The following is a 19,574-nucleotide window of genomic DNA, read 5'->3' as shown; positions in this document are numbered from 1 at the left end:
CTGACCCGGCTATCCACCGATCATCGCCGCACACATGAATTTAGCTCAAGGGCATACGCGGGGCTGCGAACCAAAGCGTTCGGGCCGCCGGTACTGGAGAAAGAAAGCATGAGCAACTGGTTAGTAGACAAACTGATCCCTTCGATCATGCGTTCCGAGGTGAAGAAAAGCTCGGTGCCTGAAGGCCTGTGGCACAAGTGCCCGTCCTGCGAGGCGGTGTTGTATCGTCCGGAGCTGGAAAAGACCCTGGATGTTTGCCCCAAGTGCAACCACCACATGCGCATCGGCGCGCGTGCGCGGATCGATATTTTCCTGGACGCCGAAGGCCGTGCCGAACTGGGTGCTGACCTGGAGCCGGTTGACCGTCTGAAATTCCGCGATGGCAAGAAGTACAAGGATCGCCTGACCGCTGCGCAGAAGCAGACTGGTGAAAAAGACGCACTGATCTCCATGAGCGGTACCCTGCTGGGCATGCCGGTTGTGGTGTCGGCGTTCGAATTCTCCTTCATGGGCGGTTCGATGGGCGCGATCGTCGGCGAGCGCTTCGTGCGTGCGGCCAACTACGCGCTGGAAAACCGTTGCCCGATGATCTGCTTCGCCGCTTCCGGCGGTGCGCGGATGCAGGAAGCGCTGATCTCGCTGATGCAAATGGCCAAGACCTCCGCGGTACTGGCGCGTCTGCGCGAAGAAGGCATTCCGTTCATTTCCGTACTGACCGACCCGGTCTACGGCGGTGTTTCCGCCAGTCTGGCGATGCTCGGCGACGTGATTGTCGGTGAGCCAAAAGCCCTGATCGGCTTCGCCGGTCCGCGTGTTATCGAGCAGACCGTGCGTGAAAAACTGCCGGAAGGCTTCCAGCGCAGCGAGTTCCTGCTGGAGCACGGTGCAATCGACATGATCATTGCGCGTCAGGAACTGCGCCCGCGTCTGGGTAACCTGCTGGCACAACTGATGGGCCTGCCGACGCCTGAGTTCGTGGCTGCGCCAGTCGAGGCTGTTGTGGTTCCGCCGGTGCCTGCAAACCTATGACCGAACGTACCCTTGGCGACTGGCTCGCCTACCTTGAGCAGTTGCATCCGTCAGCCATCGACATGGGGCTTGCGCGCTCGCAAGAGGTAGCGTCCCGGATGGGATTGGGCAAGCCGGCGCCTCGGGTGATCACGGTCACCGGCACCAACGGCAAAGGGTCTACCTGTGCGTTCGTGGCATCATTGCTGCGGGCGCAAGGGCTCACGGTTGGTGTCTACAATTCTCCGCACCTGCTGCGTTACAACGAGCGGGTGCAGATCAATGGTGTCGAAGCCACTGATGCGCAGCTGTGCGAGGCCTTTGCGGCAATCGATGCCGGACGCGGTGAAATTTCCCTGACCTACTTTGAAGTGGGTACTCTGGCGGCGTTCTGGCTGTTTCAGCGTGCTGATCTGGATGCGGTGGTGCTGGAAGTCGGCCTAGGCGGACGCCTGGATACCGTCAATCTGGTGGATGCCGACATCGCGCTGGTCACCAGTATTGGCGTCGATCACGCAGATTACCTCGGCAATACCCGCGAATCCGTAGCCTTCGAAAAGGCCGGCATTTTCCGTCAGGGCGCGCCTGCGCTCTGTGGTGACCTCAATCCGCCTCAACCCCTGCTGGATAAAGTGCGCGAGCTCAATTGCCCGTTCTTCTTGCGGGGGCGTGATTTCGATTTGGGCGTTACCGAGCGGAACTGGCAGTGGCGGGGCGTCGATCCCCAAGGGCTTGCGATAGAACTGCACGACTTGCCGCTGCTCGATCTGCCGATGGAGAACGCCGCGCTGGCGTTGCAGGCTTATGCGCTGCTGGGTTTTCCATGGCAGGCCGAGCAAATTGTCGCTACGTTGAAAGCGACGAAAGTGGTTGGGCGTCTGGATCGCCGCCAGTTCAGCTGGCATGGCAAGCGCCTGAACCTGATGCTGGATGTGGGTCATAACCCGCATGCGGCCGAGTATCTGGCCCAGCGTTTGGCTCGCCGGCCAATAGCAGGTCGACGGTTGGCGGTATTTGGTTTGTTGGCTGACAAGGATCTCGATGGAGTTGTCGGCGAATTGAGTGGTAGTGTCCAGCATTGGGCTGTCGCCCCTCTCGATTCTGCGCGCGCACGTCCGGTTGCGGATTTGCAGGCTGCGTTGCAGAACCTTGGGGCGTCGGTAACATCCTATGCAAGTGTCGCCGATGCCCTGGAAGGGCAGTGCGCGCTGGCAACGGCGGAAGATGAAATTCTGCTGTTCGGATCATTTTATTGTGTTGCCGAGGCCCTCGAATGGTTGGCTCGGCGCTCCACGGAGGAAGCTGCACATGGCTTTGCTGGATAACGCGTACAAGCAGCGGATGGTTGGGGCTCTGGTTCTGGTGGCATTGGCGGTGATTTTCTTGCCAATGCTGTTTTCCCGGGAAGATGAGCAGCGTCAGGTGGTGGTTCATGCCCCGGCTGCACCTCAAGCCCCGGCAATGCCGCAGGTGCAGATCGAGCCCGTGGTGGTGCCGGAGCCGCAAGCGTTGCCGCAGGAGCCGGTTCCAAGCGATGAAGAGATTACTGCCCAACAAGCACCGTCCAAGCCGGTTGCCCCCAGCGCTCCCATCGCACCAGCCCCGGTTGTCGCCAAGCCTGTAGCGCCGGCTCCTGCCGCCAAGCCAGCACCGGCACCGGCTCCGGCGCAACCGATCGCTGCGGCGCCGAGCAAGCCTGACACCAGTCAGAGTCGTGTCGATGCCAATGGCCTGTCGGTCAGTTGGTCAGTGCAGTTGGCCAGCCTGTCGAGCCGTGAAAGTGCTGAAAGCTTGCAGAAAACCCTGCGTAGCCAGGGTTATAACGCCTATATCCGTACCGCCGATGGCAAGAACCGGGTGTTTGTCGGGCCGTTGATCGAGCGTGCGGAAGCCGATCGTCTGCGTGATCTGCTGGGTCGGCAGCAGAACCTCAAGGGCTTTGTCGTTCGCTTTCAGCCTGAGCGCGGCTAACGCTAACTGACTGATTTCAAATGCACTTGCAATCGCAGCTTACCGACTGCCCTGGGCTCTGCTAAAATGCGCCGCCTTATCCGTCTGTAGGCTGCACTGTGCCATTTACCTGGGTTGACTGGGCGATCGTCGCGATCGTCGCCATCTCCGCTTTGATCAGTCTGAGCCGCGGCTTCGTCAAGGAAGCCTTATCGCTGCTGACCTGGATCATCGCAGGAGCCGTTGCCTGGATGTTCGGTGGCTCACTGTCCGAGTACCTCGCCGGATACATCGAAACCCCGTCGGCTCGCGTGATCGCGGGTTGTGCCATCATCTTTGTCGCCACCTTAATAGTGGGCGCAATGATCAATTACCTTATCAGCGAACTGGTTCGCGTCACCGGCCTGTCCGGGACCGACCGTTTTCTTGGCATGGCCTTCGGCGCGGCGCGTGGCGCGCTGCTGGTGGTCACCGCCGTCGGGCTCTTGAGTCTGGGCCCGGTACAGCAGGATAAGTGGTGGCAGGAGTCAAGGCTCGTGCCACAATTTCTATTGGTTGCAGACTGGTCCAAAAACCTCATATTAGGGTGGAGCAGTCAGTGGCTGGCCAGCGGTATCAGCGTACCCGCTGACATACCGTTCAAGGAGCATCTCTTGCCGACGGCCAAAACGCCGCAGTGAGATGTGTTCAGTTCAGTTTCATTAAGTAGGGGTTGCGTCGCATGTGTGGCATCGTCGGTATCGTCGGTAAGTCGAACGTCAATCAGGCGCTGTATGACGCGCTAACCGTCCTCCAGCACCGCGGCCAGGACGCTGCCGGAATCGTGACCAGCCATGATGGCCGGTTATTCCTGCGCAAGGACAATGGTCTGGTTCGTGACGTGTTTCATCAGCGTCACATGCAGCGCCTGGTCGGTCACATGGGCATTGGCCATGTGCGTTATCCGACTGCAGGCAGCTCGACTTCGGCCGAAGCTCAACCGTTTTACGTCAACTCGCCGTATGGCATCACCCTGGCGCACAACGGTAACCTGACCAACGTTGAACAGCTGGCCAAGGAGATTTACGAATCTGACCTGCGCCACGTCAACACCAACTCCGATTCGGAAGTGCTGCTCAACGTGTTCGCTCACGAGCTGGCCCAGCGCGGCAAGTTGCAGCCAACCGAAGAAGACGTGTTTGCGGCCGTCACCGACGTGCACAACCGTTGCGTGGGTGGTTATGCAGTCGTTGCGATGGTGACCGGTTACGGCATCGTCGGTTTCCGTGACCCGCACGGCATTCGTCCGATCGTCTTCGGCCAGCGTCATACCGACGAAGGCGTTGAATACATGATCGCCTCCGAAAGCGTTTCCCTTGACGTGCTCGGTTTCACCCTGATTCGCGACCTCGCACCGGGCGAAGCGGTCTACATCACTGAAGACGGCAAGCTGCACACCCGTCAGTGCGCGACCAACCCATCGCTGACTCCGTGCATTTTCGAACACGTCTACCTGGCGCGTCCGGATTCGATCATCGACGGCGTTTCGGTTTACAAGGCTCGCCTGCGCATGGGTGAGAAGCTGGCCGAGAAGATCCTGCGCGAGCGTCCAGAGCACGACATCGACGTGGTCATCCCGATTCCGGATACCAGCCGCACCGCAGCGCTGGAGCTGGCGAACCACCTGGGCGTGAAGTTCCGTGAAGGCTTCGTGAAGAACCGCTACATCGGCCGGACCTTCATCATGCCGGGCCAGGCCGCACGGAAAAAATCCGTACGCCAGAAGCTCAACGCCATCGAACTGGAATTCCGCGGCAAGAACGTGATGCTGGTGGACGACTCGATCGTTCGCGGCACCACCTGCAAGCAGATCATCCAGATGGCTCGCGAAGCGGGCGCCAAAAACGTCTACTTCTGCTCGGCAGCGCCAGCCGTGCGTTACCCGAACGTATACGGCATCGACATGCCAAGCGCGCACGAGCTGATCGCCCACAATCGTACGACGCAAGACGTGGCTGATCTGATCGGCGCTGATTGGCTCATCTATCAGGACCTGCCTGACTTGATCGAAGCGGTCGGTGGCGGCAAGATCAAGATCGAGAGCTTCGATTGTGCGGTGTTCGACGGCAAGTACGTCACCGGTGACGTCGACGAGGCTTACCTGAACAAGATCGAACAGGCGCGTAACGATGCCTCCAAGGTCAAGACGCAGGCAGTCAGTGCGATCATCGATCTGTACAACAACTGAGTTTCTACCGGCCCTGAGGGGCCGGTTTTGTATCTACCCATAAAGAACAAGGCAAGGAGTGACAGCATGAGTCAGGAGTGGGATGCCGGTCGGCTGGACAGCGACCTCGATGGCGTAGCGTTCGATACCCTGGCCGTACGCGCCGGTCAGCACCGTACGCCGGAAGGCGAACACGGTGATCCGATGTTCTTCACTTCAAGCTACGTGTTCCGTACCGCTGCCGATGCGGCGGCACGCTTCGCTGGCGAAGTGCCGGGCAACGTTTACTCGCGCTACACCAACCCGACCGTTCGCTCGTTCGAAGAGCGGATTGCCGCTCTCGAGGGTGCAGAGCAAGCAGTGGCAACGGCTACTGGTATGGCTGCGATCCTTGCGGTGGTGATGAGCCTGTGCAGTGCTGGCGATCATGTGCTGGTCTCGCGCAGCGTGTTCGGCTCGACCATCAGCCTGTTCGAAAAGTACTTCAAGCGTTTTGGCATCGAAGTCGATTACGTGCCTCTGGCTGAACTGTCCGGCTGGGACGCGGCGATCAAGGCCAACACCAAATTGCTGTTCGTCGAATCGCCGTCCAATCCTTTGGCCGAGTTGGTGGATATTGCTGCGTTGTCGAAAATCGCTCACGCCAAGGGCGCGATGCTGGTGGTCGACAACTGCTTCTGCACGCCGGCCTTGCAGCAGCCGCTGAAGCTCGGTGCGGACGTGGTCGTGCATTCGGCAACCAAGTTCATCGACGGCCAGGGCCGTTGCATGGGTGGCGTAGTGGCTGGTCGCAGCGAGCAGATGAAAGAAATCGTCGGTTTCCTGCGTACCGCCGGGCCGACCTTGAGCCCGTTCAACGCCTGGATCTTCCTCAAGGGTCTGGAAACGTTGAACCTGCGCATGAAGGCGCACTGCGCCAATGCTCAGCAACTGGCCGAGTGGCTGGAGCAGCAGGACGGCATCGAGAAAGTCCATTACGCCGGTCTCAAGAGCCATCCGCAACATGAGTTGGCCCTGCGTCAGCAGAAAGGTTTTGGCGCCGTGGTGAGTTTCGAGGTCAAGGGTGGCAAAGACGGCGCCTGGCGCTTTATCGATGCCACGCGTTTGATTTCAATCACCGCCAACCTCGGTGACAGCAAAACCACTATTACCCATCCGGGGACCACTTCTCACGGTCGTCTGACGCCGCAAGAACGTGAGGCGGCCGGGATCCGTGACAGCTTGATCCGCATTGCGGTCGGCCTGGAAGATGTGGCTGACCTGCAAGCGGATCTGGCGCGCGGGTTGGCTGCCTTGTGATCGAGTTGTCCGCGCCTGCAAGCGGCGCTAATGGTCGGGTTGCACTGGTCACCGGTGCTGCGCGCGGCATAGGTCTGGGGATTGCCGCCTGGCTGGTCAGCGAAGGCTGGCAGGTGGTACTGACCGATCTGGACCGTGCGCGTGGCTCGAAGGTTGCCAAGGTGCTGGGTGACAATGCCTGCTTCATTGGCATGGACGTGGCCGATGAACAGCAGGTGGCTCAGGGTGTCGCCGAGGTGCTTGGGCGGTTCGGTCGCATCGACGCGCTGGTGTGCAATGCGGCCGTCGCCGACCCGCACAACATCACGTTGGAAAGCCTCGATCTGGCTTACTGGAATCGGGTGTTGGCGGTGAACCTCAGTGGGCCAATGTTGCTGGCCAAGCACTGTGCGCCTTATTTGCGCGCTCACAGCGGCGCCATCGTCAATCTGGCCTCGACCCGAGCGGCGCAGTCGGAGCCGGATACCGAGGCTTACGCGGCGAGTAAGGGCGGTTTGCTGGCATTGACTCACGCCTTGGCCATCAGCATGGGGCCGGAGATTCGGGTCAATGCGGTCAGCCCCGGCTGGATTGATACGCGTGATCCAGCGACGCGGCGTGCCGAACCGCTGAGTGATGCAGATCATGCTCAGCATCCGGCGGGCAGGGTAGGGACCGTCGAGGATGTGGCGGCGATGGTGGCCTGGCTACTGTCGAAGAATGCCGGGTTTGTCACGGGCCAGGAGTTTGTGGTCGACGGTGGCATGACCAAGAAAATGATTTATAGCGATTAACCGAGGTTCCGGGGCGGGGCTGGAGAGGGCTTGAGGTTGAGGGTGTCGCGGATTGGCGCCCTGGGAGATGACATGATTTTGTCTTTTTCAGAAAAACTTCAAGCAGGCTATTGACTTAGCTTCGGTATCTGCGTAAATTTCGCGGCCTCAGAGAAGCAAAGGGTGATTAGCTCAGCTGGGAGAGCGTCTGCCTTACAAGCAGAATGTCGGCGGTTCGATCCCGTCATCACCCACCACTTCTTGAGTCTTGCGAAAGCAGGAAGGAAGCTGTAAAAAGCCTCCACCGACGCGCAGCGGTAGTTCAGTCGGTTAGAATACCGGCCTGTCACGCCGGGGGTCGCGGGTTCGAGTCCCGTCCGCTGCGCCATATTTTCCAGATCGGGCTTTCCCGGTTTGAGATTGAAAAGCTTACAAGCTCTTCAATCCGACAAAGGTTCACACAGACGCAAGTCTGAGCGATACGCAGCGGTAGTTCAGTCGGTTAGAATACCGGCCTGTCACGCCGGGGGTCGCGGGTTCGAGTCCCGTCCGCTGCGCCATATCTGCCTCAAGGCCCACTGAACGCCTTGAAGCACGAAGAGAGTCACTGGCTACTTCGAATCGATAGCAAAGACCCTGGTCGAAAGACCGGGGTTTTTTGTTTCTGGAATTTGGAATCCGAATGTTGGTTCCCGCCGTGCGTAGGAGTCAGGCTTGCTCGCGATAGCGATTTCAATGACGCCATCGCCGGCAAGCCGTGCTCCTACAGGTGTGCTGGCATTCAATCAGAAATCGAACTTGTCTCGCAGGCCGTAATACCAGGCGCCTAGCGCCGCAAACGGTGTGCGCAACAACTGGCCGCCTGGGAAAGGGTAGTGCGGCAGGTCGGCAAAGGCATCAAAGCGCTCTGCCTGACCGCGCAAGGCCTCGGCCAGGACTTTGCCTGCCAGGTGCGTGTAAGTCACGCCATGGCCGCTACAGCCCTGGGAGTAATAGATGTTGTCGCCCAGGCGTCCGACCTGCGGCAAGCGTGACAAGGTCAGCAGGAAGTTGCCGGTCCAGGCGTAATCGATCTTCACATCCTTGAGCTGCGGGAAGGCCTTGAGCATCTTCGGTCGAATGATCGCTTCGATGTTCGCCGGATCCCGAGCGCCGTACACCACGCCGCCACCGAAGATCAGGCGCTTGTCGCCAGAAAGGCGATAGTAGTCGAGCAAGTAGTTGCAGTCCTCGACGCAGTAATCCTGTGGCAACAGACTCTTCGCCAGCTCATCGTCCAAGGGTTCGGTGGTGATCACTTGGGTGCCGCACGGCATTGATTTGGCGGCCAGCTCTGGAACCAGATTGCCCAGGTAGGCATTGCCGGCGACGATGATGAATTTGGCCCTGACCTTGCCTTGAGGCGTATGCACCACCGGATTGGCGCCACGCTCGATGCGTATGGCGGGTGACTGCTCGTAAATGGTCCCGCCCAGCGACTCGACGGCCGCGGCTTCACCCAGTGCCAGGTTGAGCGGGTGGATGTGGCCGCCGCTCATGTCGAGCATGCCGCCCACGTATTGATCGCAGGCGACGACCTCGCGAATGCGGCGCTTGTCCAGGAGTTCCAGCTGAGTGTGGCCGTAGCGCTCCCACAGGCGCTTCTGCGACTCCAGATGGCCCATCTGTTTGCTGGTGATCGCTGCAAACACGCCGCCGTCTTTCAGGTCGCACTGGATCTGGTATCTGGCCACGCGGTCGCGAATGATCCTGCCGCCTTCGAACGCCATTTGACCGAGCATTTGCGCTTGCTTGGGGCCGACGCTGCGTTCGATCACATCGATATCGCGGCTGTAGCTGTTAACGATCTGGCCACCATTGCGACCCGAGGCGCCGAAGCCGACTTTGGCTGCCTCCAGGACCGTCACCCGAAACCCGCTCTCCAGCAGAAACAATGCGCTGGACAGGCCGGTATAGCCCGCACCAATAACGCATATATCGGTTTCTACGTCATCCTGCAGCGTTGGGCGCAACGGCGCGGCGTTGGCCGACGCCGCGTAATAGGATTCCGGGTAGGGGGTGTTCGCCATCCTGCAGCCTCTGTTTAATATATTTTACGAGTGCTCCGATCCTACCTGAGTTAAAAATCGACTGCCAGATACCCGGAATATCTTCTTTGCCGTACCGAAATTAAATATTTTGCATATTCATAGGGTTAGGTGAAAAAAAGGTGTTGACACCCCTACGGAATTCCGTAGAATGCCGCCTCACAGCAGGCACGTAGCTCAGTTGGTTAGAGCACCACCTTGACATGGTGGGGGTCGTTGGTTCGAGTCCAATCGCGCCTACCAAACAAAATCCGCTCTGCTGGGCGGTCTAGAAGGGCTCACCGAAAGGTGGGCCCTTTTTTGTTGCTTCGCGATAGCGTCGATGGGAAACACGACGGAAAAGTAATAAGGAAATTACGTGCTACGCAAGCTCATCTTGATTTTTGCCATGTCACAACTGAGTGGCTGCGCCTGGCTTGGGGCCGTTACGAACCCTCCGTATGATTGCTATGACGGTGTCAGGGGTGAATACGTGTTCGCGCAGTTCGTCGGTCCGTTTGTACTCATCGACTTACCATTCACTTTCGTGGCCGATACGGCTTCACTACCTTTTTGCTGGTACTGACCAATATGTGCCGCTGGCACCTCGACAGCCGTATGGGGTATCCCATCGTGGGCAGGCTTTCGTGCCTGTCTGTCGCCGGTCGCCAGTAGTGGCAGCGCGATTTTGTTCACCTGACTTTCTCCCGCCCCACAGGTGTGGCCAGGGCTGACCTCCCCGCGAATCCTGAGACTCAAAAAAGCCCGCACATGGCGGGCTTCATATTGCGGCTTGATAGATTCTGGAAGGGTGGAGTAGACCGTGGGTCTTGCTCCGCGCCTTGTGTGCAGCGCAGAGAACGAAAATGCGGAACACTTCGACGCCCCATTAACGGGCAAATTAGGTTTCGTCGCGGACCTGCATAAGCGCGAACCCCAGCAGATTCAGGCCTCGCCACAGGTTGGGGTTACTCGCGTTTTCGTCGTCCTGGGCGAGCCCAATGCCCCAGATGCTATCAACCGGACTTGCCTCAACTATGATGCGAGAACCGGTCTCCTTGAGGAAAGCGTTCAACTCCGGGTTTTGGGAGAACTTGGCTTGGTTGGCCCGGACGACAATTGCATATCTGTGTTGCAGCCAATCGTGATCGTTGAATCCGCGCACGTTGCGGCCAAGAGCTTTGGCTGCGTCGGGGGTTGGAGCTTGGAGCACTTGAGCACGAATTTCTTGATCGCCGAACAAGGCTGCTTTCTCTGCCATCATGAAATGTTCGGCAGTTGGGTAGCGTTGCCCCTCGACAATGAATTCGGCGTTGAACCACTGGCTAAAGCACGAAGATGTAATTCCACTCTTGCTTCGCTGGTGTCCCCAGAAAAAGGCATATTTCAGCTCCTCTCCAGAATTGAAGCGGGAGCGGAGATCTTCTAGATACTTAGAATCGTGCAATGAGGCTTCCTCAGCAATTAGCATTTGACGTGAGAGGTTTACCACTATGCATCAAGGTAAATCTCGATTGAAGGGTTTACTTGCGCTTGGCTGCGTACCCAGCACTGGAAAACTTAACTGATCAGGCATGAGTCAGCAGATGTGGATGGGCGATACAGTGGTGGGTGAGCTCATCCAGCTCCTTGCCTGGCGGCGGCTCACCCAGTCATTGAGTATGACGAGCTCAAGAATGACCACACACAGTGAAAAAACCACAAAGGGTATGACTCACCCACATAGGTAACAAAACGGTTCAAGCACATAGGTAACAATTTTTAACTGGCACTGGTCGATTCCGTGGATCTGACCATGCCTGGGCTCGGCGTGGGCATGTATTTGATGTGGCACGTTAAGTCGCGACACGTTTCGCGAATAGGCAAAGTGTGTGGCGAGCTGTGCTAATCACCAAGACTTACGACCTTGTCACAGTGGGAGCACTGAATGAATTTTTCCGTGAAGATTTCATGTGGCAATAACGCACGACTAATTAGCAATCCATCCCCTGGTCTGTAGAAATGATGCATCGATTTATTACACTCCGGACACCGCACAAAAAACGCGGCAAGGTAGAAGAGGCAGATATTCGCGACTGCAAGCGCTGCATAAGTTTCGAAATAGTCTACTGCCGAGCGGTCAATCAGTAGCCAAATCAAAAATACCGCACCGCTCCAGATTGTAATGTTGAGGAGCGTTGTCATTGTGATGGCTAAATAACGGCTTTTGAGACTCTTCAATAGGATCATCCATTGATCGTGGAACTGTTGTTCGGTCAATTGTATTGCAATCACGCAGCGTGAAGCCGGGCTGCCTCAAGGATTCATTGTGGCCTGCTGCATGGGCAGGCGCACAGCGAGATGATGTGAGCTGCCTGCCAGCCTTTAAATGGTTCAATTTGTAATCCCAGCGCTGCCTGCGCGCTGTACGATGCCGCCTGTGTTATCTGCGCCAGTATTTCAAATGCCAGAGTAATGCTATGACAACCAAGCAAGCCGACTGGGAGGCGATCGAATGCGCCTATCGGGAAATGTCGCAGCACATCACAACCATTCCGATCTCGGTCTTGTCGGTGCTAAATGGGATCTCGCCTAGTACTTCGAAGCCGAAGCCCTCGTAGAAGCGCCTCGCGCTGGCGTTGGTTTTTAGTACGTCGAGCCAAATGAAATGCTCTTTACGATCTTTGGCAAGTTGGCGGATGAATTGCAGAAGCTGTTTCCCGTAGCCTTTGCCTGCTTGGGTCTTGAGGAAGTAAATTTTTTGGAGCTCCGCACCGGCCTTGCCGGTAATAGGCATTGGCTTCGACCAGTTAACCTTTGAGAACCCTACCGCTCTGTCGTCTTCATCGAGGGCTATGAGCCAACAGTGATGCGTGGGTGCCCTTATCGATTCCTGAAGCGCCAGGACTGAAAAGTCTTCACTCAAGAAATGCTGCATGCCTGAGGGGCTCCAGATGTCGGAGAAGTGGTCCCGATACGTCTCTATGCCGATATCACGAAGTGCGTGGATATCTTCAATGGTCGCCTCTCGAATTTTGATCACTGTCTCGCTCCTTGCGTTGAGTTGATCTCGACCAATACCTACAACGCGCCGGTATTTCAAGTATTAGGTCACCCATGGACAGGCCACACCCCACCGCGCTACACCTTCGGGTCAGCATTTACCATTCGTAAATAGCTGAGCTCGAAGCGTTCAAGGGGGTAGCATAAGAGTCGCAGGTGAGGCGAATACACTGGATTGAACAGAGCCTTAAGACGGTACCGGGGGTGGCAGCATGACCCAGGTTCGGCGTTTCACAATCAACACCGCGGGCCGCGACTTTGCCGTGGGTGATATTCACGGCCATTTCACCAGGCTTCAGGCAGCACTTGATGCTGTCGGCTTCAACCCCGCAACCGATCGCCTGTTCAGTGTTGGCGATATGGTCGACCGTGGCCCCGAATCTACCGACGTTGATGTGTGGCTGGCCAAGCCGTGGTTCTTTGCCGTGCAGGGCAATCATGAGCAAATGGCGGTCGATGCCCATCGGCTCAGTCATAACGGTCGGGCCATTTACATACACATGATCAACGGCGGTGCCTGGCTGTACGGTCTGTCCAGCGCTGAGCAGGCCTTCTATGTCGATCTGCTTACCGAGCTGCCTATCGCAATTGAAGTAATGACGCCTATAGGGCCGGTGGGAATCGTGCATGCTGATTGCCCGTTCGATGATTGGGCGCAAATGCTTGGCGCCCTTGAGCGGGAGCAAGGCGCGATGCAGCGTAGTATTCAGACGATCTGCCAGTGGTCGCGTTCTCGCATTACCAGCGAAAACGCTACTGGCGTCAGTGGCATCAGGGCCGTGATCGTCGGTCACACGGTGGTCCTTCAGCCTGCGGTGCTGGGCAATGTCTATCACATCGACACTGGCGGCTGGATGGGCGGCCATTTCACGCTGATTGATCTGGCTACTCTCGAGTGTATGCCGACGGTCAATCCAGAAATGCGCGGCCGGTGAGTGGGTTACAGAGCTCAGGAGGCTGTGTACTCGAGATACAGTCTTTCGAGAGCCTCTTGGTACTTATCTCCTGTTAAGGACTTTTTCAGGGCTTCCACGACTTCGAGTGCTGAAGCTGCTGCCAGGGCTTCGTTATCTCCCCGGCTTGCAGCGCGCAGTCGTGCTGCTGCAATGATCGCGTCTTCAGTCGTTTGCATGATGTTGCCCTCGAAGTGCATCGGTTCCACTGATGCCGGCAGTCCACAATTAATTCTACCCCCGAGATCTGCCATGACAACGGACTGCCTGACCGCGAGGCAATCAAGTGCGCCTGCCGATCGGGATTGCTCTCACGCTAAAGATGGCTTTGGCCTGCGTATGCGACAATTCATCCGTCCACCAATTCATGGAGCGTATACACATGGTGCAACTGCTTGCGATCTCAGGAAGCCTTCGCGCAGCCTCTTCAAACTCCGCGCTACTGCGTGCTGCCGAGAGGCTCAGTCCTGAAGGGATGTCGATCAGGCACTACCTGGAGGTGGGTCAATTACCTCACTTTGATCCGGATCTGGCTGACGATCCGCCGCAGATCGTCGCAGAGTTGCGTGGGATTATTGCCGAGGCAGACGGCATTCTGATTTCGTGCCCTGAGTACGCTCGTGGAATTCCGGGGTCGTTCAAGAATGCACTGGATTGGCTCGTGGCCAGTCAGGACTTTCCCGGCAAGCCGGTAGCACTTTTCAATGCATCTCCACGAGCAAGTCACGCCCAGGCGGCACTCAAGTTAGTGCTGGAAACGATGTCCGCGATTATTGTCGAGCCCGCCTCGATAACAGTCGACTTGCTGGCTAAAGGAATGGATGAGGCAGACATCGCAGCGAGCCCGCAGATCAGTCAGCAAATCGTTTCGGCCTTGGGCGCATTCAAAAATCAAATTGAGGGTGGTCTTTCTGGCACCGTTCCTGTCTGAGTCCGAATGTTTTTGGCCGATTGCCGATACTCGGAATGACAGCCTGTCGGGATCGACCTACGGTTGTTGGGGCGGCGCGCGCCAACTGCCAACTCAAGTGCGGCATGTGCGTGGTTCGGGCGTAAAATAGCTGGGCTACCTCATCAAAAGGAGCCGCATATGAACTCCGACCAAATGAACAGACGTACGGCTGGAGAAAGAGTCGTTTGGGATCAGTATTTTTGTGCTGCGCTGATAGCCGAAAGCAATCTCACGGCGCCGACGATAGGGGGCTCGAAGTCGAGTCACGATGAGTGGCAGAGTCTATTGGTCGACAGGGCCAGGATTCTTGCTGACAAGATGATGGAACACCGGCAATAAACTGAGCCCAGCCATCGTGCTGGGCTCTTCACATGCGTCGGTAACGACCATCGCGCAGGCGAAAAAAAACCCGCAGGTGGGCGGGCTTTTGATCGATGGGGGCGTTGATCCTTCAACTGCCGCAAGTGTGCTCTGCGGCTCATGCCCAATCAACTGAATGGCGACGAAACGCAGAAATAAAAAATGCAGTGTCGAGGCGTTGGCCGCGAGTATAGGTAACGCGCATCGAATTTCTGTCAGAGTCGAAGTCTCACAGGCTGCTCACGAACGCTTTGATGCTTTTTGTGGCGTTATGAGGCGCGGCCTGAAGTGCGCAATGTGGAGCGTCCAGGTCGGTTATCCGTATATCCGGTTTTAGCTGCGAGATCAGCGCAGAGGCTGTCGCAAGTACCAGTCGATCATGAGTTGCGCGCAAGTAAAGGGTTGGAACGCTGACACACGCGAGCTCTTTTGCCACGTCGACAGTCAGAACGGCGCGTAACCGTGCACGCATCACCGAAGGTGTGACCAGCGATATTGCCCGATGCAATGAACGGCGTAGCGCAGGGGTGGAAAAATGCCCCAGTAATAGTGTGCTGATCAGTCCGATAGGCACAGGGTGCAGTGGCAGGATATTCAGCAGAAAACTCAAGCCACGTAGTCGCGGTCGCGGGTTACGTACAAACGTGCTGCACAATACGAGCCCTTTGAGTTGAGAGGGTTGCAGCGCTGCAAGTAAAATGGCAATCGGCCCCGAGAACGATTCGCCAAGCAAGACAAAAGGGCTGTCGGTTGGCAATGCCTTGAGCACTATTGACTGCAGTTCGGCATAACTCAAGGACCGGTCGTTGGGATAACTCACGACGAGCGTGTTGAATTGCCCTTCCAGTGCCGAGAGTAAAGGTTCGAACAGTTCGCCTGTGCCATCCATCCCCGGGAGGAGAACCAGTGTGATTGTTCCTGATGAATTCATCCCTGATGAGCTCATGCTCCGTTATCCCTGGATTGAGTGTGTGCATTCTCGCCGATATTAACGTGTTCCCGGTTTAAAAATTGCAGGTTTTCCTTGAGGGGCTCCGAGGCGCTTGTGAGCGAAGCGAGGCGTTTTGGACTACAACTGACAGGCCGATTATTTTTCGTCTTGAATGGGGGAGCAATTCGATGCTGGTTCACTGGTTTCTCGCAGCGGTCCATCTCTTGGCCTATGCCCTGGCGCTCTGGGGTGTTCTGACGCGTGGCATGGCTTTTCGTCGAGTGGACGCAGAGGGTGCGGGGGCTCGCAGTGTTTTGCTGGCAGATAACGTTTGGGGAGTCTGCGCATTGATTCTTCTGGTTACCGGCGGGATCCGTGCCTTTGGCGGGTACGAAAAGGGGGCGGACTATTACCTGCATCAACCGCTGTTCCATCTGAAAATGACTTTATTCGTCATCATCCTGCTGCTTGAGATTGCACCGATGGTGGCCTTGATCAAATGGCGGATAGCTTTGCGTCGAGGTTCGCTGATTGATGTCGGGCGGGTCCGTCTCTTTGCGCGCATCAGTCATATCGAGGCACTGTTGATTATCCTGATGGTCGTGGCTGCGACAGGCATGGCGCGAGGTGTGACGTTTGGATAGTCGGCTAACGTTGCGCTATGGCTTGATGCGTCCAGGCCGGCGGTGAAGTTTTCACCTGGCTGAATCCGAATCGTCCGACAGTAAGGGATATGGCGATGTCGTTAGTATCAGCATCGCCGACGGGGGTGTCGGTGCTGCGTCGTTGTCATGGGGGAAGGAGGGGCGCACAGAATCTTTAGCCAGCCGTTGCCGTGAGAGAAAAGGCTGGCTACTGATTGCTGACGGGCTCAGGGGGTTTCGCGCTTGTCCGGCGCAGTAAGGCCCGCCTGAATACGTTGGTAGATTTCTTCGCGATGCACCGCAACGTCTTTCGGGGCATTGATGCCGATTCTGACCTGCTGGCCGCTAACGCCCAGAATGGTGATGGTAATGTCATCACCGATGTTTATGCTTTCACCGACTTTGCGGGTGAGTATCAGCATGATCTTCTCCTTGATAGCTTTGTAGGGCACCTGACTCAGACAATGCAGATGTCGGTAGTACCTATAGATTAGTGCGAAGTGTCACGGTTTGGGTGCCTCTTTCTGACGTGCAGACGCTGCATTAATTCCCAAGGTGCGACTATACAGAGGCGAGAAACATCATTCTCGTTGTTTTGAGGCCCGTTTACTGGGTCGCGAAGCATTTTCGGGTGATAAAATCCCGGCTTTTGGCATTCAGAGGGGAAGGTTGTGCGCAAAATGGCGTTGGTGGTCGCGGTATTGGTATTGGCCGGATGTGGTCAGGAAAAGGCTGGGGAGTCGAAAAAAACTCAGGCGCCGGTTGTTTCTGCGCCCGCTGTGGCTGCTGCCCCGCAATGGGATGTTCTGGTTCAGGGCGAGACCGTGCAGGCGATCAGCGATCTCACTGGCTGGCTGATCGAACACAGTTTTGTTTCCTACGTGGTCACGCAAGACGGTAAACAGCGCGTGCTGGTCGGGCCGTTCAACTCGAAAGCCGAAGCCGAGGCAAGGCAGGTCGAGCTGACCGCGGCACTGGCCAAGGCGAAGAAGATGAATATCGAATCAATGGTCATTGAGCACAGCATGGCTCAGTAATTGACGCCACCTGATTAACCGCAAGCCTTCATGTTGACGGGGCCGACGAACTCATTGCCGCGCCCCATCACACACGCGACGCGCTGATTGCGTTGGCGCTCCCAGCTTTGTGCCGGGTAAGTCTTGTTCCAGGCTTCGTAGAGTTGCCGATCCTGTTTGGACAGTCGCAAACCGTATTGCTTGCTCATGTAAAAATAAGTGCGAGCGATCATCCCGCGAATGGACGGGCGGGGCATGACCTTCTTGGCCTTGAAGTCGACCTGGGTCAGGCACGAACCGTATTGCCCTGATTGCACGGGGAGCCAGCCGAAGCTGAAATTGCTGCGGTCCCCGTTCACCTCGCCGATGCTTGGCACCAGGTTGTGTAAGTCGGCTTCGGCGCGCTGATAGGTCGGGTCGTGACGTGTGCAGTTCTGGCGACCACCCTGTTGCCAGCACTGGCGTTGGTGACCGATTTGCCATGCCGGAACAATGTGCTCCCATTCGATGCGTGCAGCGCGCTTGGCGTTTTTACGTGGCACGTACCCGCAGGCTTTGAGGTCGACCCGATTGCCCGTGTATTTGCAGCCACAATAGAACTCGGTTGACTGTGGGGCGTAGAGTGTCCAGGCGACCTTTTTCGCTTCGTTGAAAGTGCGTGGCGCATCCGCCTGAGCGCTGATGACAACGAAGAGCAACAACAGCAAAGCAAAACAGCGAGCAATCATTGACTCAATCTTCCTTCGGCACAACCCAGAAAATCTGCACGCCGCCATCGTCGCGATAAGCGAGGGTGACGTTGTCGTTCTCGGCGATTTCCTCGAGCAAGCGTTCCCATTCATCTACCGGCTCGTCGGGGAGGCGGAAGATCAAGGCGGCCTTGGCTTTTTGGGCGGTCGGGGAGTTGATGATTTTCTGAACGCGCAAACCGAGTCGTTCGTAAGAGCCTGGAGGGTTAGTCGCTGCTGAAGAGGTCGTGGCCACGGGGTAATCCTTATTAAGCTGTACGTGCATACAGTATTTAACTGTAGGCGATTTCGCAACTGCTTAAAGTTCAAGAAATTCCTCTGACAGCGAATTTTTCCGTTTGCTGTAAACCGATTGGTGATTATTCACAAGTAATGGCAGGGAAGGCGGGAGGGTAGATCACTCGCCCGAGTGGGCGAGTGGGGGGGCAAGCGTCCGACCGGATCCGGTCGGACGCAATGAATCAGTACTCCCAGAACATCCGTTGCAGCTCTTTACTGTCCGACGTCTTGGTCAGTGCAACCATCGTCAGGATGCGGGCTTTTTGCGGGTTCAGGTCATGCGCAACGACCCAGTCATACTTGTCGTCTGGCTGTTCGGCGTTACGCAGGACAAAGCCGCCAGCATTGACGTGGGAAGAACGAATGATCTGCACGCCATCCTTGCGCAGTTCCTGCAAGGTTGGAACCAGGCGCGAAGATACCGAGCCATTGCCGGTGCCGGCATGGATGATGGCTTTGGCGCCAGACTGGGCCAGGGCCTTGTAAGCAGTGCCGTCGACATTGCCATAGGAATAGGCGATTTCGACGTCAGGCAGGCTCTTGATGTTTTTGATGTCGAATTCCGAATCCATGGTGTGGCGCTTGGCTGGCAAGCGGAACCAATAGGATTTGCCTTCGATCACCATGCCCAATGGGCCCCATGGGCTTTTGAACGCTTCGGTCTTGAGGTTGACCATTTTGCTGACATCACGACCCGACTGAATTTCGTCGTTCATGGTGACCAGCACGCCTTTGCCGCGAGCATCTTTGCTACCCGCTACGGCGACGGCGTTGTACAGGTTGAGCATGCCGTCAGCCGACATCGCGGTGCCTGGGCGCATCGAGCCGACAACGATGATTGGCTTGTCGGTTTTTTCCACCAGGTTCAGGAAGTAGGCGGTCTCTTCCAGGGTGTCGGTGCCGTGAGTAATAACGATGCCATCGACGTCTTTGCTGTCGGCCAGTTCGGCCACGCGACGGCCCAGTTGCAGCAGGTTTTCGTTGGTGATGCTCTCGGAGGCGATTTGCATCACTTGCTCGCCGCGAACATTGGCCAATTGGCTCAGTTCAGGAATGCCGGCGATCAACTGTTCGATCCCGACTTTTGCGGCCTGGTACGTAGCACTATTGGCTGAGCTGGCGCCAGCACCGGCAATCGTGCCGCCTGTAGCCAGGACGACCACGTTTGCCAGTTTCTGTCGGGTTTCGACTTCTTTTGCTTGCAGTGCAGTCGGGAGGAGCAGCAGGAGGGCCAAAGCGCCCGGAATAAAGGTGTTGAAGGCAGATTTCATTGTTTTCTCTCTAATAGTGATGACGGTGCTGATGCAGGTTCATCTAGAAACACCCCAAGCAGATCTGTTGCCGGGGTACCCAGTAAGAGCAGGATC

General features: G+C 56.9%; 21 protein-coding genes and 4 tRNA genes. 16 read left to right on the top strand and 9 right to left on the bottom strand.

Going from position 1 to position 19,574, the window contains the following annotated elements; genetic code table 11:
- The first annotated feature begins 108 nt into the window (after positions 1-108).
- The 10 genes from accD to KRR23_RS24370 all read left to right on the top strand — a co-directional run bounded on the left by accD (position 109) and on the right by KRR23_RS24370 (position 7,775).
- Positions 109-1,029 (top strand): acetyl-CoA carboxylase, carboxyltransferase subunit beta, encoded by a 921-nt coding sequence (gene accD, locus KRR23_RS24415; RefSeq protein ID WP_123425734.1) that lies wholly within the window; start codon positions 109-111, stop codon positions 1,027-1,029.
- Positions 1,026-2,333, top strand: coding sequence for a bifunctional tetrahydrofolate synthase/dihydrofolate synthase (folC, locus tag KRR23_RS24410; RefSeq protein WP_216744579.1), 1,308 nt, complete (start codon positions 1,026-1,028; stop codon positions 2,331-2,333). The genes accD and folC overlap by 4 nt, the downstream gene beginning before the upstream one ends.
- Positions 2,317-2,979, top strand: coding sequence for an SPOR domain-containing protein (locus KRR23_RS24405; RefSeq protein ID WP_216744578.1), 663 nt, complete (start codon positions 2,317-2,319; stop codon positions 2,977-2,979). The genes folC and KRR23_RS24405 overlap by 17 nt, the downstream gene beginning before the upstream one ends.
- A gap of 98 nt (positions 2,980-3,077) precedes the next feature.
- A complete protein-coding gene (locus tag KRR23_RS24400; protein WP_103319170.1) occupies positions 3,078-3,638 on the top strand; it encodes a CvpA family protein in 561 nt (186 codons plus the stop codon).
- Between the two features lie 41 nt (positions 3,639-3,679).
- A complete protein-coding gene (purF, locus tag KRR23_RS24395) occupies positions 3,680-5,185 on the top strand; it encodes an amidophosphoribosyltransferase (RefSeq protein ID WP_216744577.1) in 1,506 nt (501 codons plus the stop codon).
- A 66-nt stretch (positions 5,186-5,251) separates the two neighbouring features.
- Positions 5,252-6,463, top strand: a complete 1,212-nt coding sequence (locus tag KRR23_RS24390; RefSeq protein WP_216744576.1) for an O-succinylhomoserine sulfhydrylase — start codon at positions 5,252-5,254, stop codon at positions 6,461-6,463.
- Complete coding sequence (locus tag KRR23_RS24385) at positions 6,460-7,236, top strand: SDR family oxidoreductase (RefSeq protein ID WP_216744575.1); 777 nt, start codon at positions 6,460-6,462, stop codon at positions 7,234-7,236. The genes KRR23_RS24390 and KRR23_RS24385 overlap by 4 nt, the downstream gene beginning before the upstream one ends.
- A 160-nt stretch (positions 7,237-7,396) precedes the next feature.
- Positions 7,397-7,472, top strand: a tRNA-Val gene (locus KRR23_RS24380).
- A 54-nt stretch (positions 7,473-7,526) separates the two neighbouring features.
- Positions 7,527-7,603: transfer RNA gene (locus tag KRR23_RS24375), tRNA-Asp, on the top strand.
- A gap of 95 nt (positions 7,604-7,698) precedes the next feature.
- Positions 7,699-7,775: transfer RNA gene (locus KRR23_RS24370), tRNA-Asp, on the top strand.
- A 225-nt stretch (positions 7,776-8,000) separates the two neighbouring features.
- On the opposite strand, the gene KRR23_RS24365 is transcribed toward KRR23_RS24370, so the two are convergent.
- Positions 8,001-9,284, bottom strand: a complete 1,284-nt coding sequence (locus KRR23_RS24365; protein WP_216744574.1) for an FAD-binding oxidoreductase — start codon at positions 9,282-9,284, stop codon at positions 8,001-8,003.
- 184 nt (positions 9,285-9,468) lie between these two features.
- Between KRR23_RS24365 and KRR23_RS24360 the strand changes: the two genes are divergently transcribed.
- A tRNA-Val gene (locus KRR23_RS24360) sits at positions 9,469-9,545 on the top strand.
- A 637-nt stretch (positions 9,546-10,182) separates the two neighbouring features.
- Here the strand turns inward: KRR23_RS24360 and KRR23_RS24350 are convergent.
- Both KRR23_RS24350 and KRR23_RS24345 read right to left on the bottom strand, forming a co-directional pair.
- Positions 10,183-10,728 carry an NADAR family protein gene (locus KRR23_RS24350; RefSeq protein WP_216744572.1) on the bottom strand — a complete coding sequence of 182 codons (546 nt, stop codon included), beginning with the start codon at positions 10,726-10,728 and terminating at the stop codon, positions 10,183-10,185.
- 1,053 nt (positions 10,729-11,781) lie between these two features.
- Positions 11,782-12,303, bottom strand: coding sequence for a GNAT family N-acetyltransferase (locus KRR23_RS24345; protein WP_145021289.1), 522 nt, complete (start codon positions 12,301-12,303; stop codon positions 11,782-11,784).
- A 232-nt stretch (positions 12,304-12,535) separates the two neighbouring features.
- On the opposite strand from KRR23_RS24345, the gene KRR23_RS24340 reads away from it, so the two are divergent.
- A complete protein-coding gene (locus KRR23_RS24340; RefSeq protein ID WP_216744571.1) occupies positions 12,536-13,258 on the top strand; it encodes a metallophosphoesterase in 723 nt (240 codons plus the stop codon).
- A gap of 14 nt (positions 13,259-13,272) precedes the next feature.
- Here the strand turns inward: KRR23_RS24340 and KRR23_RS24335 are convergent, their stop codons facing one another.
- The gene (locus KRR23_RS24335; protein ID WP_054596640.1) at positions 13,273-13,455 is read right to left on the bottom strand and encodes a hypothetical protein; all 183 of its coding nucleotides are present in this window, start codon (positions 13,453-13,455) and stop codon (positions 13,273-13,275) included.
- 203 nt (positions 13,456-13,658) lie between these two features.
- Here KRR23_RS24335 and KRR23_RS24330 point away from each other — a divergent pair, with 203 nt between their 5' ends.
- Together KRR23_RS24330 and KRR23_RS29210 are read left to right on the top strand one after the other, a co-directional pair.
- On the top strand, positions 13,659-14,207 hold the full coding sequence (locus KRR23_RS24330; RefSeq protein ID WP_216744570.1) for an NADPH-dependent FMN reductase: 549 nt from the start codon (positions 13,659-13,661) through the stop codon (positions 14,205-14,207).
- A gap of 159 nt (positions 14,208-14,366) precedes the next feature.
- Positions 14,367-14,567, top strand: a complete 201-nt coding sequence (locus KRR23_RS29210) for a hypothetical protein (protein ID WP_054596642.1) — start codon at positions 14,367-14,369, stop codon at positions 14,565-14,567.
- A 250-nt stretch (positions 14,568-14,817) separates the two neighbouring features.
- Here KRR23_RS29210 and KRR23_RS24325 read toward each other — a convergent pair whose 3' ends face one another.
- Complete coding sequence (locus KRR23_RS24325; protein WP_253912243.1) at positions 14,818-15,534, bottom strand: alpha/beta fold hydrolase; 717 nt, start codon at positions 15,532-15,534, stop codon at positions 14,818-14,820.
- 173 nt (positions 15,535-15,707) lie between these two features.
- Between KRR23_RS24325 and KRR23_RS24320 the strand changes: the two genes are divergently transcribed.
- Positions 15,708-16,163 (top strand): DUF2214 family protein, encoded by a 456-nt coding sequence (locus tag KRR23_RS24320; protein WP_216744569.1) that lies wholly within the window; start codon positions 15,708-15,710, stop codon positions 16,161-16,163.
- 227 nt (positions 16,164-16,390) lie between these two features.
- Here KRR23_RS24320 and csrA read toward each other — a convergent pair whose 3' ends face one another.
- On the bottom strand, positions 16,391-16,585 hold the full coding sequence (gene csrA / locus KRR23_RS24315; RefSeq protein ID WP_007920550.1) for a carbon storage regulator CsrA: 195 nt from the start codon (positions 16,583-16,585) through the stop codon (positions 16,391-16,393).
- Between the two features lie 249 nt (positions 16,586-16,834).
- Between csrA and KRR23_RS24310 the strand changes: the two genes are divergently transcribed.
- Entirely contained in the window at positions 16,835-17,200 is a 366-nt protein-coding gene (locus KRR23_RS24310) for an SPOR domain-containing protein (protein ID WP_216744568.1), read from the top strand.
- Between the two features lie 14 nt (positions 17,201-17,214).
- Here KRR23_RS24310 and KRR23_RS24305 read toward each other — a convergent pair whose 3' ends face one another.
- From KRR23_RS24305 to KRR23_RS24295, 3 genes are all read right to left on the bottom strand, one after another.
- Positions 17,215-17,907 carry an endonuclease gene (locus KRR23_RS24305; protein ID WP_103319775.1) on the bottom strand — a complete coding sequence of 231 codons (693 nt, stop codon included), beginning with the start codon at positions 17,905-17,907 and terminating at the stop codon, positions 17,215-17,217.
- Positions 17,908-17,911: 4 nt separating this feature from the next.
- Entirely contained in the window at positions 17,912-18,163 is a 252-nt protein-coding gene (locus KRR23_RS24300) for a DUF1654 domain-containing protein (RefSeq protein ID WP_311196273.1), read from the bottom strand.
- A gap of 226 nt (positions 18,164-18,389) precedes the next feature.
- Complete coding sequence (locus KRR23_RS24295; RefSeq protein ID WP_103319779.1) at positions 18,390-19,478, bottom strand: asparaginase; 1,089 nt, start codon at positions 19,476-19,478, stop codon at positions 18,390-18,392.
- Positions 19,479-19,574 lie beyond the last annotated feature (96 nt).

It is taken from the genome of Pseudomonas sp. CVAP#3, assembly GCF_018986375.1.
GTDB classification, from domain to species: Bacteria; Pseudomonadota; Gammaproteobacteria; order Pseudomonadales; family Pseudomonadaceae; genus Aquipseudomonas; species Aquipseudomonas helvetica.
Note: the sequence above shows the minus strand (reverse complement) of the source record. Positions and strands in the feature narration are given on the sequence as shown.